This is a genomic window from Streptomyces sp. NPDC057654 (assembly GCF_042800135.1).
In the GTDB taxonomy this organism is placed as follows: domain Bacteria; phylum Actinomycetota; class Actinomycetes; order Streptomycetales; family Streptomycetaceae; genus Streptomyces.
Genome location: NZ_JBHVHQ010000073.1, coordinates 1 through 18,008, shown reverse-complemented (window position 1 = coordinate 18,008; position 18,008 = coordinate 1). Strand labels below are relative to the sequence as shown.

Annotated in this window: 3 protein-coding genes; all 3 read left to right on the top strand. The window is 72.6% G+C overall.

Annotated features, from left to right (window positions below):
- On the top strand, positions 1-2,348 hold a 2,348-nt coding region (locus ACFU99_RS09030), incomplete at its 5' end, for a condensation domain-containing protein (protein WP_384387994.1).
- A 2-nt stretch (positions 2,349-2,350) separates the two neighbouring features.
- Entirely contained in the window at positions 2,351-8,629 is a 6,279-nt protein-coding gene (locus tag ACFU99_RS09025; protein ID WP_384387991.1) for an amino acid adenylation domain-containing protein, read from the top strand.
- The coding region (locus ACFU99_RS09020; protein WP_384387989.1) for an amino acid adenylation domain-containing protein at positions 8,626-18,008 on the top strand (9,383 nt) is incomplete at its 3' end. The genes ACFU99_RS09025 and ACFU99_RS09020, both read left to right, overlap by 4 nt.

The following is an 18,008-nucleotide window of genomic DNA, read 5'->3' as shown; positions in this document are numbered from 1 at the left end:
ACAACACCCAGGTGTACGTGCTCGACGCGGGGCTGCGGCCGGTCGCGCCCGGCGTCGCGGGCGAGCTGTACATCGCGGGCGGCGGCCTCGCCCGCGGCTACCTCGGCCGCCCCGCCCTGACGGCGGAGCGGTTCACCGCCGACCCGTACGGACCGGCCGGCGCCCGCATGTACCGCACCGGCGACCTCGCCCGGTGGCGCAAGGACGGCGTGCTCGAATACGCCGGACGCGCCGACGACCAGGTGAAGGTCCGCGGCTTCCGCATCGAGCTCGGCGAGGTCGAAGCGGCCCTCTCCGCGCACGGCCGGATCGCCCAGTGCACCGTCCTGGTCCGCGAGGACCGGCCGGGGGAGAAGCGCCTCGTGGCCTACCTCGTGCCGGACGGCGTACCGGGTGGCGTATCCGGTGGCTTGCCGGCCGGAGCCGAGGCCCCCGCCGTCGGCGAGCTGCGGGAATTCCTCTCCGCCACACTGCCCGACTACATGGTGCCCGCCGCGTTCGTGACCCTCGACGCCCTGCCGCTCACCCCGAACGGCAAGCTCGACCGCAAGGCCCTCCCCGAACCCGAGTACCGCGCCGAACTCACCGGCCGCGCCCCGCGCACACCGCGCGAGGAACTGCTGTGCGGGCTGTTCGCCGAGGTCCTGGGAATGGAGCGGGTGGGGATCGACGACAGCTTCTTCGAGCTGGGCGGCGACAGCATCATGTCCATCCAGCTGGTCAGCCGCGCCCGCCGGGCCGGGCTGGAGCTGTCGGCGCGCGACGTCTTCGACCACAAGACCGTCGCGGCCCTCGCCGGAGCCGTCGCGGCCGCCCGAGGCGCGGTCGCCGAAGCGCCGGGCGCGGGGGTCGGCCCCGTACCGCTGACACCGGTCATGCACTGGCTCGCCGGGCGCGGCGGCCCCCTCGACCGGTTCAACCAGTCCACGGTCCTCCAGGCCCCGGCCGGCATGGACCGGCGCGACCTGGTGACCGCCGTGCAGACCGTGCTCGACCACCACGACGCACTGCGCCTGAAGGTCACTGCCGCGCCCGCCGCGGCCGACTGGACGATGGAGGTCGCCGCGCCCGGCTCCGTACGGGCCGAGGAGTGTGTGCTCCGCGTCGACCAGCACGGCATGGACGACGCGGCCCGCGCCGCCCAGTACGCGGCCGAGGCGGAGGCGGCGCGCGATGGGCTGTCGCCCGCCGACGGCGCGATGGTGCGGGTGGTGTGGTTCGACCGGGGCCCGGACGAGCCGGGGCGGCTGCTGGTGATGGTGCATCACTTCGCGGTGGACGGCGTGTCCTGGCGGGTGCTGGTGCCCGCGCTCGCCGACGCGTGGCGAGCGGCCGCCGCGGGCCGCGACGCGGCGCCGGAACCGGTGGCGACGTCCTTCCGCGGCTGGGTCCGAAGGCTGACGGAGGAGTCCGAAAAGGCTTCCAGAGCAGCAGAGTTGGAGCTGTGGCGGCGGACGCTCGCGGCCCCCGGCCCTGTGATCGGCGCCGGTCCGCTCGACCCGGAGCTGGACACGTACGGCTCGGCGGGATCGGTGACGCTGCGGCTGCCCGCCGACGTCACGGACGCCCTCCTGACCACCGTGCCGAGCACCTTCCGGGCCGGGGTGAACGACGTCCTGCTGTCGGCGTTCGCGCTCGCCGTCGCCGAATGGCGCGGCGACGACCGGTCCCCTGACGTCCTCGTGGACCTCGAAGGCCACGGCCGCGAGGAGGACGCCGTCGGCGGCGTCGACGTATCCGCCACCGTGGGGTGGTTCACGAGCGTGTACCCCGTGCGGTTGGATGTGTCGGGGCTGGACCGCGCACAGGCGTGGGCCGCCGGACCCGCCGCGGGCGCGCTGCTCAAGCGCGTCAAGGAAGGGCTGCGGGCCGTCCCGGACAACGGCATCGGCTACGGCCTGCTGCGCTACCTCAACCCGGACACCGCCGCCGAACTCGCGGGCCTCGGCGCGCCGCAGCTCGGCTTCAACTACCTGGGCCGGTTCGCCACCGCCGCGGCTACAGCTGTAGACGCCGACTGGGCCCTCACCCCGGAAGCGGACGGCAACGCACCGGGCACCGACGACAAGATGCCGCTCCCGCACGTCCTGGGCCTCAACGCCCTCACCGAGGACGGCGCGCGCGGCCCGGAGCTGGTCGCGTCCTGGACCTTCGCCGAACGACTGCTGGACGAGAAGCGCGTACGGGAACTGGCCGAGGGCTGGTTCCGGGCGCTGACCGCGCTGGCCGAACACGCCGAACACCCCGACGCGGGCGGGCTCACCCCCTCCGACGTGGGCCTCGGCTCGATCACGCAGCACGAGATCGATGAATTCGAAGACGACCTGGTAGCCGAGTGGGAGATCTGAACGTGAGCCGACAGTCGCGGGTAATCGAGGACATTCTGCCGCTGTCCCCGTTGCAGGAAGGGCTGCTCTTCCACAGCGTGTACGACGAGGCGGCGCCGGACGTCTACACCGTCCAGCTCGTCTTCCAGCTGGACGGCGAGCTGGACCACGAGGCGATGCGGGCCGCCGGCGGCGCGCTCCTCCAGCGCCACTCCAACCTCCGGGCCGCCTTCCGGCAGCGCAAGACCGGCGAATGGGCCCAGCTCGTCGCCCGCGCGGTCCCGCTGCCCTGGGAGGACGCCGACCTCAGCGCCATCGCCGACGAGACGGAGCGCACGGCCGAGGCCGACCGGCTCGTCGCCGCCGACCGCGCCCGCCGCTTCGACGTGAGCCGCCCCCCGCTCGTACGGTTCCTGCTGGTCAAGCTCGCCGACCGGCAGCACCGGCTGGTGCTCTCCATGCACCACACCCTGCTCGACGGCTGGTCCCTGCCCGTCCTGCTCCGCGAGTTCTACGCCCTCTACATCAGCCGCGGCGACGCCGGCGGCCTCCCCGAGGCGCGGCCCTACCGGCACTACCTCGACTGGCTGGCCGAGCAGGACCGGCCCGCCGCGGAACGGGCCTGGCAGGAGTCGCTGGCCGGGCTGACCGAACCGACCCGCATCGCCCCCATGGACGCGGGCCGGATGCCGGCCGCACCGCGACGGCACGAATTCGGGCTCACGCAAGAGGCGACGACCGCGCTCACCGAACGGGCCCGCGCCCACGGCCTGACCCTGAACACCGTGGTCCAGGGCGTCTGGGCGCTCGTGCTCGGCCGCCTCACCGGCAGCGACGACGCGGTGTTCGGCGTCACCGTCTCCGGCCGCCCGGCGGACCTGCCGGGCGTCGAGGACATGGTGGGCCTCTTCATCAACACCCTCCCGCTGCGCGCCCGGCTGCGCCCCGCCGAACCCCTCGCACGGTTCCTCGCGCGCGTACAGGAGGAGCAGTCCCGGCTGCTGGACCACCAGCACCTCGGGCTCGCCGACATCCAGCGGCAGGCCGGCATCGGCGAACTCTTCGACACGTCTCTCGTCTTCGAGAACTTCCCGCTCGACCGGGCCCGCGAGCAGACCGGCGCGGCCCCCGGCGAGCTGCGGGTCTCCGCCGCCGAGAGCACCTCCGCCAACCACTACACGCTCAGCCTCGTCGCGATGCCCCACTCCAGCCTGGGCTTCCGCTTCTTCTACCAGCCCGACCTGCTCACCGAGGCCGACGTCGAGACCATCGGTGACCGGCTGCTCCAGGTCCTCGACGCCTTCGCCGCCGACCCGGACCTGCCGGTCGGCCGTACGGACGTACTGCGCGCCGACGAGCGCCGCCGGCTGCTGGAGGGCTGGAACGACACCGCCCGCGACGTCCCCGACGCGACGCTCCCCGAACTCTTCGAGGCACAGGCGGCCCGCACCCCCGACGCCCCCGCGCTCGTCTTCGGCGACGAGTCCCTGACCTACGCGGAGCTGAACGGCCGCGCGAACCGGATGGCGCGGGCTCTCGTGGCGCGTGGGGTGGGTCCGGAGCGGTTCGTGGCGATCGTGCTGCCGCGGTCGGCGGACAATGTGGTGGCGATGCTGGCGGTGCTGAAGGCGGGCGGCGCGTACGTGCCGGTCGACCCCGAGTACCCGGACGAGCGCATCGCCCACATGCTCGCCGACTCCCGGCCGGTCCTGACTCTCACCGAGGAGGAGATCGGCACCCTCGCCCTCGACGGAGGGTCCGACGACAACCTGGGACACAGCCCCGCGCAGTCCCACGCCGCGTACATGATCTACACCTCGGGTTCGACGGGTGTGCCGAAGGGCGTGGTGGTCGAGCACCGTTCGCTGGGCGCTTATGCGGTGCGGGCGCGTGAGGCGTATGCGGGTGCGGTGGCGGGTGTGTCGTTGGTGCATTCGCCGCTGGCGTTCGACCTGACGGTGACCGCGCTGTACACGCCGCTGGTCAGCGGCGGCTGCGTGCGGCTCGCGGAACTGGACGAGGCGGCGGCTCGCGGTGCGCGTCCGTCCTTCATGAAGGGCACGCCGAGCCACCTGTCGATTCTGGAGGCGCTGCCGGAGGAGGTGTCGCCGTCGGGGACGTTGATTCTGGGTGGTGAGGCGCTTGTCGGTGAGGTGCTGGAGGGATGGCGTGCGGCGCATCCGGATGTGACGGTCTTCAATGCCTACGGTCCGACCGAGGCGACGGTGAACTGCCTGGAGTACCGGCTGGCGCCGGGGGAGCCGACGCCGACCGGCCCGGTGCCGATCGGCCGTCCGTTCGCCAACACCCGTGCGTACGTGCTGGATTCGTCGTTGCAGCCGGTGCCGGTGGGCGTGCCCGGTGAGCTGTACGTGGCGGGCGTGGTCTTGGCACGTGGTTACCACGGCCGGGCAGGACTCACGGCTGAGCGGTTTGTTGCGGATCCGTTCGGCGGGTCCGGTGGGCGGATGTATCGCACGGGTGATGTGGTGCGGCGGCGTGCCGATGGTGACATCGAGTACGTGGGTCGTGCGGACGATCAGGTCAAGCTGCGCGGCTTCCGTATCGAACTGGGCGAGATCGAGGCGGCGTTGGCGGGGCATCCGGCGCTGTCGCGGGCGGCCGTGGTCGTGCGGGAGGACGAGCCGGGGGACAAGCGGCTCGCCGCCTACGTCGTGCCCAATGCAACGGTCGACGCCGCGCCCGGTTCCGCCGCGCTCCACGCCCACCTGGCCGCGTCGCTCCCCGACTACATGGTGCCGTCCGCGTTCACCGTCCTCGACGCCCTGCCGCTGACGAGGAACGGCAAGCTGGACCGCAAGGCTCTGCCCGTCCCCGACTACGGCACCCAGGCACTTGCCTCGGCCCCTGCCGCCCGAGGCCCGCGCTCACCGCGCGAAGAGATCCTGTGCGGGCTGTTCGCGGAGATCCTGGGCGTGGCGCGGGTCGGCATCGATGAGGACTTCTTCGAGCTGGGCGGGCATTCGCTCCTCGCCATCCGGCTTGTCAGCAGGGCACGTTCGACGCTCGGCGTGGAGATGGCGATCCGTCAGCTCTTCGAGACCCCGACCGTCGCCGCCCTCTCCGCAGCCCTCGGCGCAGCGGCGACCGGCGACACACGTACCGCCGTCGTGCCCATGGAGCGCCCCGACCGGCTGCCCCTCTCCTTCGCGCAGCAGCGGCTCTGGTTCCTCCACCAGATGGAGGGCCCGAGCGCGACCTACAACATGCCCACCGCACTGCGCCTCAAGGGCACGCTGAACCAGAAGGCGCTGGCCGCCGCCCTCGCCGACGTCGTGGCGCGGCACGAGAGCCTGCGCACGGTGTTCGCCGAGGACGCCGAGGGCGGCTACCAGGTGATTCTTGCCCCCGACGAGGCACGCCCCGCCATGGAGGTCGTACGGGTCGAGGGCGCTGACGTGCGGCAGCGCGTCGCCGAGGCGGCGCGCCGGCCGTTCGACCTCGCGGCCGAGATCCCGCTGCGTACCTGGCTGTTCGAGGTGGGCCCGGAGGACCATGTCCTGCTGTTCCTGGTGCACCACATCGTCACGGACGGCTGGTCGGACCTCGTGCTCGCCCGCGACGTGGCGCGCGCCTACGCGGCACGGTGCGCGGGCGCCCTCCCGCAGTGGGAGCCGCTGCCCGTACAGTACGCCGACTACGCCCTGTGGCAGCGCGAACTGCTGGGCAGCGAGGACGACGCCGACAGCGCCATATCCCGTCAACTCACCTACTGGAAAGATGCGTTGGTCGATCTTCCGGAGGAGTTGGAGCTGCCCCGCGACCGGCCCCGCCCGGCGGCGGCGACCTACCGCGGCGAGACCGTGACCTTCGAACTGAGCGCCGAGCTGCACGCCGGACTGGCGAAACTGGCGCGGGAGAGCCGCGCCAGCCTGTTCATGGTGGTCCAGGCCGCCGTCTCCACCCTGCTGTCGAAGCTCGGTGCGGGCGAGGACATCCCGATCGGCACGCCCATCGCCGGCCGTACGGACGACGCGCTCGACGAGCTGGTCGGGTTCTTCGTCAACACGCTCGTGCTGCGCACCGACGTGTCCGGCGACCCGACGTTCGCCGAGCTGGTGGGTCGGGTGCGGGAGACGGACCTGGCGGCGTACGCGCATCAGGACGTGCCCTTCGAGCGGCTGGTCGAAGTGCTGAACCCGGCGCGCTCGATGTCCCGCCATCCGCTGTTCCAGACGATGCTGATGTGGAACAACAACGAGTCCGGCGGCTCGGCCGGCCGCGACGCCGTCGGGCTGCCGGGCGTCGAGGTCACGGGCGAGCAGGTGAGCATGGAGTTCGCCAAGTTCGACCTGGCCTTCAACCTCGCCGAGCGGCACGATGCGGCGGGCGTCCCGGAGGGCATGGACGGCGTCGTCGAGTACAGCGCCGACCTCTTCGACCGGCCGACTGTCGAAGGGTTCGCGCGGCGGCTCGTACGCCTGCTGGAAGCGGCCGCCGAGACGCCCGGCGCCCCCGTCAGCACCATCGACGTGCTGGACGCCGCCGAGCGGCGGCGGGTGCTGGTGGAGTGGAACAACACCGTGCGCGATGTGCCGCAGCAGACGGTGGCGGAGCTTTTCGAGGCTCAGGTGGCGCGCACGCCGGACGCGTCGGCGTTGGTTTTCGAGGGTGCTGAGTTGTCGTATGCGGAGCTGAACGCCCGCGCCAATCGTGTCGCCCGGTATCTCGTGGAGCGGGGTGCGGGTCCGGAGCGGTTTGTGGCGGTGGTGTTGCCGCGTTCGGTGGAGCTGGTGGTGTCGCTGCTGGCCGTGTTGAAGTCGGGTGCGGCATACGTGCCAGTGGATCCGGAGTTTCCGCAGGACCGTATCGATTACGTTCTGGAGGACGCCCGGCCGGTCCTCACCCTGACCGGAGCGGAGCTGTCGGCCATCGACCTCGACGGTTACGCGGCGACGGACCCCGAGCGCGCGGCGCAGCCCTCGCAGGCGGCGTACGCGATCTACACCTCGGGATCGACGGGCCGCCCGAAGGGAGTGGTGGTACCGGGTTCGGCGCTCGTCAACTTCCTCTCCTCGATGCAGTCGACGTTCCAACTCGACGAGGGGCAAAGGCTGTTGGCGGTCACGACCGTCGGTTTCGACATCGCCGGTCTGGAGCTGTACCTCCCGCTGCTCAACGGCGCGGGTCTGGTCCTCGCCTCCCGCGAGACCGTCAAGGACCCCGCCGAGCTGGCCGCCCTCGTCAAGCAGTCCGGCGCCACCGCCGTCCAGGCCACCCCGAGCCTGTGGCACGCGCTGCTGGAAGCCGGGGCCGACCTCTCCGGCGTACGGGTGCTGGTCGGCGGCGAGGCGCTGCCCGGCGATCTGGCGGGCGCGCTGGCCGACGCGGCTCAGTCGGTGACGAACCTCTACGGTCCGACGGAGACGACGATCTGGTCGACGGCGTCGGAGGTGGAGGCTTCGGGCGCGGGAGTCTCGATCGGGCGGCCGATCGCGAATACGCAGGTGTACGTCCTGGACGCCGCGCTGCGTCCGGTCGCGCCGGGTGTGGCTGGTGAGCTCTACATCGCGGGGGCCGGCCTGGCGCGGGGGTACCACCGTCGCCCGGACCTGTCGGCGGAGCGGTTCGTGGCGGACCCGTACGGTCCGGCCGGTGCCCGTATGTACCGGACGGGCGACCTGGTGCGGTGGAATTCTCAGGGACAGCTGGAGTACATCGGCCGCACCGACTTCCAGGTCAAGGTCCGCGGCTTCCGCATCGAGCTTGGCGAGATCGAAGCGGTCCTGACCGGACACGCCGACGTCTCGCGCGGCGCGGTCGTGGTGCGCGAGGACGCGCCCGGCGACAGGCGGCTGGTCGCGTACGTCGTCCCGGCCGCCGAGGGCGCGGCCCCCGAGCCGGGCGCGCTGCGCGAGCACATCGGCGCGTCGCTGCCCGACTACATGGTGCCCGCGGCCGTCGTCACCCTCGACGCGCTGCCGCTGACGCCCAACGGAAAGCTCGATCGGAACGCTCTGCCCGCCCCCGACTACGGGCCCGCGAGCGCCGGCCGGACGCCGCGGACGCCGGAGGAGGAGACCCTCGTCGGCCTGTTCGCCGAGGTGCTCGGGGTGTCCGAGGTGTCCATCGACGACAGCTTCTTCGACCTCGGCGGCCACTCCCTCCTCGCGACCCGCCTGGCCGGCCGAGTCCGCTCGGCCCTCGGCAAGGAGATGAGCATCCGCGGCTTCTTCGAGGCGCCCACGGTCGCCGGCCTCGCGAGCAGCCTGGCCGAGAAGACGGCGGCCAAGGCCCGCCCGGCCCTCCGCCGCCAGCCCAAGAACAAGGAGAACTCGTGATTCCGCTGTCTTTCGCGCAGCGTCGGCTGTGGTTCCTCCACCAGCTGGAGGGCCCCAGCGCGATCTACAACATCCCCACCGCGCTGCGGCTGACCGGGGAACTGGACCGGAAGGCGCTGCGCGCCGCCCTGGCCGATGTCGTGGAACGGCACGAGACGCTCCGCACTCTCTTCGCCGACGGCCCCGAAGGCCCGCATCAGGTCATCCTCGACGCGGAGCACGCCCGGCCCGAGCTGACCGTCGTACCCGTCGACGCACCGGAGCTGAACCGCGCGCTGGAGTCGGCCGCCCGTCACGCCTTCGACCCGCTCGCCGACATCCCGCTGAAGGCGACGCTCTTCGAGGCCGGCCCCGAGGACCACGTGCTGCTGATCCTCGTGCACCACATGGCAGGTGACGGCTGGTCGACTCCGGTGCTCGTACGCGACCTGCTCACCGCCTACACGGCCCGGCGCGAGGGCGGGGCGCCGGACTGGGAGGAACTCCCGGTCCAGTACTCGGACTTCACCATTTGGCAACAGGAAGTCCTCGGCTCCGAGGACGACCCGGAGAGCGTCATTTCGCAGCAACTCGCCTACTGGCGGGCCACGCTCGACGGCCTCCCGGAGGAACTGGAGCTGCCGACGGACCGGCCCCGCCCCGCCACCGCCTCCTACCGCGGCGACACCCTCCCCATCGAGGTGCCGGCCGCGGTGCACGCCGGGCTCGCGGGGCTGGCGCGGGAGACCCGCGCGAGCGTGTTCATGGTGGCGCAGGCGGCCCTGGCCGCCCTGCTGTCGAAACTGGGCGCGGGGGACGACATCCCGGTCGGCACGCCCATCGCGGGCCGTATGGACGACGCGCTGGACGACCTGGTCGGGTTCTTCGTCAACACGCTCGTGCTGCGCGCCGACGTCTCCGGCAACCCCACCTTCCGTGATCTGGTCGGCCGGGTGCGGGAGGCCGGCCTGGCCGCGTACGAGCACCAGGACGTGCCCTTCGAGCGGCTGGTCGAAGTCCTCAACCCGACCCGCTCGATGTCCCGGCACCCGCTCTTCCAGACCCTGCTGACCTGGAACAACAACGACGAGAGCCAGGCCCGCGCGGCGGCCGACCGCACGGCGGGCCTCACCGTCGCCGAGCATCCGACGGGCAGCGGGTTCGCGCGCTTCGACCTCTCCTTCACGCTGGGCGAGCAGCACGGCCCCGACGGGCGGCCGGCGGGGCTGGCAGGCGCGCTGAACTACAGCACCGACCTTTACAACCGCACGACTGCCGAGCAGATCGCGGACCGGTTCGTCCGGGTGCTCGCGGCAGTCGTCGCAGCCCCCGACGTGCCTGTCGCACGGCTCGACGTCCTCGCCGCCGCCGAGCGGCGGCGGGTGCTGGTGGAGTGGAACGACACCGCGTGCGATGTGCCGCAGCAGTCGGTGGCGGGGCTGTTCGAGGTGCAGGCGGCGCGTACGCCGGATGCGACGGCGTTGGTTTTCGAGGGTGCTGAGCTGTCGTACGCGGAGCTGAACGCCCGCGCCAACCGTGTCGCCCGGTATCTCGTGGAGCGGGGTGCGGGTCCGGAGCGGTTTGTGGCGGTGGTGTTGCCGCGTTCGGTGGAATTGGTGGTGTCGCTGCTGGCGGTGTTGAAGTCGGGTGCGGCGTATGTGCCGGTGGACCCGGAGTTTCCGCAGGACCGTATCGACTACGTCCTGGAGGACGCCCGGCCGGTCCTCACCCTGACCGAGGCCGACCTCCAGGCCCTGGACCTCGGCGACCGCTCGCCCGAGAACGTACGGGTCCCGGGCCGCTCGCCGTCCCACGCCGCGTACGCGATCTACACCTCGGGTTCGACGGGGCGCCCGAAGGGGGTGGTGGTACCGGGTTCGGCGCTGGTCAATTTCCTGTCCTCGATGCAGTTGCGATTCCAACTCGGCGCAGAAGAACGGCTGTTGGCGGTCACGACCGTCGGCTTTGACATCGCGGGTCTGGAGCTGTACCTCCCGCTGCTCAACGGCGCGGGTCTGGTTCTCGCCTCCCGCGACACGGTCAAGGACCCCGCCGCGCTGACCGACCTGATCAAGCTCTCCGGCACCACGGTGATGCAGGCGACTCCCAGCCTGTGGCACGCGGTCGTCGAGACCGGCACGGATCTGTCGGGTGTGCGGGTGCTGGTCGGCGGTGAGGCGTTGTCGGGTGATCTGGCGGGTGCGCTGGCTGGTGCGGGCCGTTCGGTGACGAATCTCTACGGTCCGACGGAGACGACGATCTGGTCGACGGCGTCGGAGGTGGAGGCTTCCGGCGGAGCGGTGTCGATCGGGCGGCCGATCGCGAATACGCAGGTGTACGTCCTGGACGCCGGGCTCCGTCCGGTCGCGCCGGGTGTGGCGGGTGAGCTGTACATCGCGGGCGACGGCCTGGCCCGTGGGTACCACCGTCGCCCGGACCTGTCGGCGGAGCGGTTCATCGCGGACCCGTACGGTCCGGCCGGCGGTCGTATGTACCGTACGGGTGACCTGGTGCGATGGCATGTGAACGGCGAGCTGGAGTACATCGGCCGCACCGACTTCCAGGTCAAGGTCCGCGGCTTCCGCATCGAACTCGGCGAGATCGAGGCCGCGTTGACCGCGCACTCCGATATCACCCGCGCCGTCGTGATCGTGCGCGAGGACCAGCCGGGGGACAAGCGGATCGTCGCCTATCCGGTCCCCGCCGACGGTGCGGCGCTCGACCCCGCCGCGCTCCGCAAGCACGTCGCCGCGTCCCTGCCCGACTACATGGTGCCCTCGGCCTTTCTGGCTCTCGACGCGCTGCCGCTGACGCCCAACGGGAAGCTGGACCGCAAGGCCCTGCCCGCCCCCGAGTACGGCGTCGACAAGGCCGGCCGTGCGCCGCGCACCCCGCAGGAGGAGATCCTCTGCGGGCTGTTCGCCGAGGTTCTGGGCGTATCGCGGGTCACCGTGGACGACAGCTTCTTCGACCTCGGCGGCCACTCGCTGGCCGCGATCCGCCTCGCCGGCCGCATCCGCTCCACCTTCGACGCGGAGATGAGCGTCCGCCGGCTCTTCGAGACGCCGACCGTCGCCGGGCTGGCCGAGGCGATCGGTACGGGCGGCGGCGCGCGGACCGCGCTGGCAGCCCGGCCCCGCCCGGACCGGGTGCCCGTCTCCTTCGCCCAGCGGCGGCTGTGGTTCCTCAACCAGCTGGAGGGCCCCAGCGCCACGTACAACATCCCCACCACGCTCCGGCTGTCCGGCGCCCTGGACGCCGACGCGCTGCGCGCCGCGCTCGGCGACGTGGTGGTGCGCCACGAGAGTCTGCGCACCGTCTTCGGCGAGGACGCCGACGGCCCGTATCAGCGGGTCCTGGACCCGTGGAGCGCCCGGCCCGAGCTGACGCCCGTACGCACCACCGAGCCGGGGCTGGAGGAGGAACTGCGCCGCGCGGCGCGCCACGGCTTCGACCTCTCCTCCGAACTCCCGCTGCGGGCCTGGCTCTTCGAGACCGGACCCGACGAACACGTCCTGATGGTCCTCGTGCACCACATCGTGAGCGACGGCGGCTGGTCGACTCCGCTCCTGGTACGAGACCTCACCACGGCCTACACCAGCCGCTCCATGGGGCAGGCGCCCGACTGGGCGCCGCTGCCGGTGCAGTACGCGGACTACACCCTGTGGCAGCGCGACATCCTCGGCTCGGATGAGGATCCGGACAGCCCGATCTCCCGTCAGCTCGCCTATTGGGAACAGGCATTGGCCGGTCTGCCGGAGGAGCTGGGGCTGCCGACCGACCGGCCCCGGCCGGCGGATACGTCCTATCGCGGTGACAACGTGCCGATCGCCATACCGGCCGCTCTGCACCAGCGCCTGGAGACGCTGGCCCAGGAGAACCGGGCCAGCCTGTTCATGGTCGTGCAGGCCGCACTGGCGGCACTGCTGACGAAGCTCACCGGCGGCACGGACATCCCCCTCGGCACGCCCATCGCGGGCCGCACGGATGACGCGCTGGAGGACCTGGTCGGGTTCTTCGTCAACACGCTCGTCCTGCGCACCGACACCTCCGGTAACCCGACCTTCACCGAGCTGATCGCCCGCGCGCGGGAGGCGGACCTCGCGGCGTACGCGCACCAGGACGTGCCGTTCGAGCGCCTGGTGGAGGCGGTCAACCCCGCCCGGTCCATGTCCCGGCACCCGCTCTTCCAGACGATGCTGGCGTTCAACAACGTCGACCAGCGGGCGGCCCTCGGTGAGCGCGGCGGGCAGCTGCCGGGGCTCAGCGTCACCGGCCACCGCGTCGGCACCGGCATCGCCCAGTTCGACCTGCGCTTCGCCCTCGCCGACGGGCGGGCCGCCGACGGCGCGCCCGACGGGATCAACGGCATCATCGAGTACAGCACCGACCTGTTCGACCACACCTCTGTCGAGCGGATCGGCGAGCGGTTCGTGCGGCTGCTGGAGGCGGTGACGGCCGCGCCGGAGCTGGCGGTCAGTCAGGTGGACGTGCTGGGCGCGGACGAGCGGCGGCGGGTGCTGGAGGAGTGGAACGACACGGCGGCCGAGGTGCCACGGGCGACGCTGCCGGAACTGTTCGAGCGTCAGGCGGCCCGTACGCCCGATGCCGTCGCCGTCACATATGGTGAAGTCACGCTGAGTTACGCCGAGTTGAACGAGCGTGCCAACCGGCTCGCGCATCTCCTGATCGCGCTGGGCGCGGGCCCCGAGGGCTTCGTGGGGATCTCCCTGCCGCGTTCGGAACTGACCATCGTGTCCCTCCTCGCCGTGCTCAAAGCAGGGGCGGCGTACGTACCGGTGGACCCCGACTATCCGACCGACCGCATCGCCCACCTGCTCACCGACGCCGCACCCGCGCTCCTGATCACGGTCGACGACGTGCTGTCGCGGCTGCCGGACGACGGACCGAAGCGCCTGGTGCTCGACGACCGGCAGACCGTCGAGGCCGTCGCGGACCGCCCCGCCTCCGACCCGACGGACGCGGACCGCTCCGGTACGCTGTCCCCCCTCCACCCGGCGTACGCGATCTACACGTCAGGGTCCACGGGGATGCCGAAGGGAGTGGTGGTGCCGCATGAGAACGTCGCGGATCTGGCGGCGTGGGCGGCGGCGGAGTTCGGGGCCGAGGAGCTGGCTCATGTGGTGGCGTCCACGTCCCTCAACTTCGACGTCTCCGTCTTCGAGATGTTCGGGCCACTGCTCTCGGGCGGTTCGATCGAGGTCGTACGGGACCTGCTCGCACTCGCCGACGGCTCCCGGACGGCCGTGGCCGCCGGCCTGGTGAGCGGCGTGCCCTCGGCGATGTCCCAGATCGTCGGCGAGGGCCGGCTCCCCGTCACCGCGCGCAGCGTGGTCCTGGCGGGCGAGGCGCTGTCCGCGCAGGCCGCGAACGGCATCGTGCGGGCGGTGGGTGCGGAGCGGCTGGCGAATATCTACGGGCCGACCGAGGCCACGGTGTACGCGGCGGCCTGGTATTCCCGTACGGGCGCGCAGGCGCCGCCGCCGATCGGGCGGCCGATCCGCAATACCCGGCTGTACGTGCTGGACGCCGGGCTCCGTCCGGTCGCGCCCGGCACCAGCGGTGAGCTGTACATCGCGGGGGAGGGCCTGGCGCGCGGCTACCACCAGCGTCCGGGGCTGTCGGCGGAGCGGTTCGTCGCCGACCCGTACGGCCGGGCCGGGACCCGTATGTACCGGACCGGTGACCTCGTGCGGTGGAGTGCGGACGGCGAGCTGGAGTACATCGGGCGCACCGACTTCCAGGTGAAGATCCGGGGCTTCCGCATCGAACTCGGCGAGATCGAGGCGGTTTTGGGTCGTTCGGCCCTCGTCGCGCACAGCGCCGTCGTGGTGCGTGAGGACCGGCCCGGCGACAAGCGCCTCGTGGCGTACGTCGTGCCCGCCGACGGCGCGGAAGCGGACGCGGGCGCGCTGCGCCGCCACGTGGGCGAGGCCCTGCCCGACTACATGGTGCCGTCCGCCGTCGTCACCCTCGGCGCGCTGCCGCTCACCCCGAACGGCAAGCTCGACCGCAAGGCACTGCCCGCACCCGAATACGGTGCGGAGACCGCCGGCCGCGAGCCCCGCACCCCGCAGGAGGAGATCCTGTGCGGGATCTTCGCCGAGGTGCTCGGCGTGGACCGCGTCACCGTCGACGACGACTTCTTCGAGCTGGGCGGCCACTCGCTCCTCGCGACACGGCTGGCTGCCCGCGCCCGTACGGCACTCGGCACCGAACTGTCGGTCCGTCAGCTCTTCGAACGGCCGACCGTCGCTGCTCTCGCCGCCGCGCTGTCCGGTTCGGAAGAGGGGAGGGCCCCGCTGACGGTATGCGCCCGGCCCGATCGGCTTCCCCTCTCGTACGCGCAGCAACGCCTGTGGTTCCTCCACCAGTTGGAGGGCCCCAGCCCGACGTACAACGTCCCCACCGGCATCAGGCTGTCCGGCGCGCTGGACGCCGAGGCGCTCCGCGCCGCGTTCGCCGATGTCGTGGCGCGGCACGAGACCCTGCGCACGGTCTTCGCCGAGGACGCCGAAGGCCCGTACCAGCGCGTCCTGCCGGAGCGCGGGGCCGTGCCGGAGCTGACGGTCGTCGCCACGTCCGAGGACGGCCTCGCCGGGGAGCTGGCGCGCGCCGCGCGGCACTCCTTCGACCTGACCCGCGAACCGCCGCTGCGCGTCAGGCTGTTCGAGACCGGTCCCGGCGAGCGCGTCTTGCTGATCCTGGTGCACCACATCGCCACCGACGGCTGGTCCATGCCGCTGCTCGTCCGCGACCTGACGGCCGCTTACACGGCGCGCTCGACTGCGGGCCGGGCCCCGGACTGGGCGCCGCTCCCGGCGCAGTACGCGGACTACGCCCTGTGGCAGCGCGACATCCTCGGCTCCGAGGACGACCCCGCCAGTGCCGTTTCCCGCCAGCTCGCGTACTGGCAACAGACCCTGGCCGGGCTGCCGGACCAGCTGGAGATCCCCACCGACCGGCCGCGCCCGGCGGAGACCACCTACCAGGGCGACGAGGTCGCCTTCGAGGTCCCCGCCGAGGTGCACGCGGGGCTCGTCCAGGTGGCGCGGGCGACGCAGTCCAGCGTGTTCATGGTGGTGCAGGCCGCGTTGGCGACACTGCTGGCCAAGCTCAGCGGATCGACGGACGTACCGGTCGGCACCCCCATCGCGGGCCGCACCGACGCCGCCGTGGAGGACCTCGTCGGATTCTTCGTGAACACCCTCGTCCTGCGCACGGACGTGTCGGGCGACCCGGTCTTCACCGAGCTCGTGGGCCGGGTGCGGGAGACGGCGCTCGCCGCCTACGCGCATCAGGACGTGCCGTTCGAGCGACTGGTGGATGTGGTCAAGCCGGTCCGGTCGATGTCCCGGCACCCGCTGTTCCAGACGATGCTGGCCTTCAACACGGCGGGCCACCACAGCGAATCAGACCCCGCCGCGACGCCCCCCGACGCCTCCCCGGACGTCACCGTCTCCGGCCACCGCGTCGGCACCGGCGTAGCCCGCTTCGACCTGCTGTTCTCGCTCGGGGAGCGGCGACCGGCCGGCGGCGCTCCGGCGGGCATCGGCGGTCTGCTGGAGTTCAGCGCCGACCTGTTCGACCGCGAGACGGCGCGCACCATCGCCGGCCGCCTGGTGCGCGTGCTCACCGCCGTGGCCGCCCGCCCCGACCTCCCCGTCAGCGCCATCGACGTCCTCGAACCGGCCGAGCGACGGCGTGTGCTCCACGAGTGGAACGACACCGCCCTTCCCGTGCCCGACGCCTCGCTGCCGGAGCTGTTCGAGGCGCAGGCCGCCCGTACCCCGGACGCGACGGCCGTCGTCTTCGAGGACGAGGAGCTGTCGTACGAGCGGCTGAACGCGCGGGCGAACCGGTTGGCCCGGCTGCTCATCGAGCACGGCGCGGGCCCGGAGCGGTATGTGGCGGTGGCCCTGCCGCGCTCCATCGACCAGGTCGTCTCGCTGCTGGCCGTGATCAAGGCGGGTGCCGGATACGTACCGGTCGACCCGGCGTACCCGGTCGAGCGCATCGCCCACATGCTGGCGGACATCGGCCCCGTACTGGTGCTGACCAGTGTCGCCGCGTCCCCGTCCCTGCCGCCCGCCGACGCGGCGAGCGCGCCCCGGCTCGTACTGGACGGCCCGGAGCCGGCCGAGTTCCTCGGCGGCGAGGGGCTGCCCGTGCCGGACGTCACGGCCGACGAACGGCCCGCCGCCCTGCTGCCCGCCCACCCCTCGTACGTCATCTACACCTCCGGGTCGACGGGGAAGCCGAAGGGCGTCGTGATGACCGTCGGCGCGCTGAAGAACCTGCTGACCTGGCACGCGGCGGAGCTGCCGAGCCCGCCGGGCACCCGCGTCGCGCAGTTCACGGCCGTCAGCTTCGACGTGTCGGTGCAGGAGATCCTCTCGGCGCTGCTGCACGGCAAGACGCTGGTGGCCTGCCCCGAGGAGGTGCGGCGCGACCCGGAGCGGCTCGTCGCCTGGCTGGAGCGCCATCGGGTGGCGGAGCTGCACGCCCCGAACCTCGTCGTGGACGCCCTGTGCGAGGCCGCCGAGGAGCAGGGCGCGCGGCTCCCCGCGCTGAAGCGGCTCGTGCAGGGGGGCGAGGCGCTGACGCTCGGCGGCGCGGTGCGCGCGTTCGCGGCCCGGGGGGAGGGGCGACGGCTGCACAACCACTACGGACCGTCGGAGACCCACGCGGTGACGGCGTACACGCTGCCCGCGTCCACGGCGGGCTGGCCGGGCGTCGCCCCCATCGGGCGGCCGATCGCCAACTCGCGGGCGTACGTGCTCGACGGCGCGCTGCGCCCGGTCGCGCCGGGCGTCGCAGGGGAGCTGTACCTGGCGGGCGCGGCGCTGGCCCGCGGCTATGTCGCGCGGCCGGGGCTGACGGGGGAGCGGTTCGTCGCCGATCCGTACGGCCCGGCCGGCGCTCGCATGTACCGCACCGGCGACCTCGTGCGGTGGAACGCCGAGGGGCGGCTGGAGTATCTGGGCCGCACCGACCACCAGGTGAAGGTGCGCGGCTTCCGCATCGAACTCGGCGAGATCGAGGCGGCGCTCGCCACCCACCCGCACGTCGCCCGCGCGGCCGTAGCCGTCCACGAGGAGGGGCCCGGCGGCAAGCGTCTCGTCGCGTACGTCGTGCCTGCCGAGGGCGCGGCGCCGAGCCCGGCCGAGCTGCGCGGGCACGTCGGGACGGCGCTGCCGGACTACATGGTGCCGTCGGCGTTCACGACCCTCGATGTGCTGCCGCTGCGGCAGAACGGCAAGCTCGACCGCACCGCGCTGCCCGCGCCCGACTTCGCCGCCGCCTCCGCCCGCTCCGGCGGCCGGGAGCCGGGGACGCCGCGGGAGACGGCGCTGTGCGCCCTGTTCGCCGAGGTCCT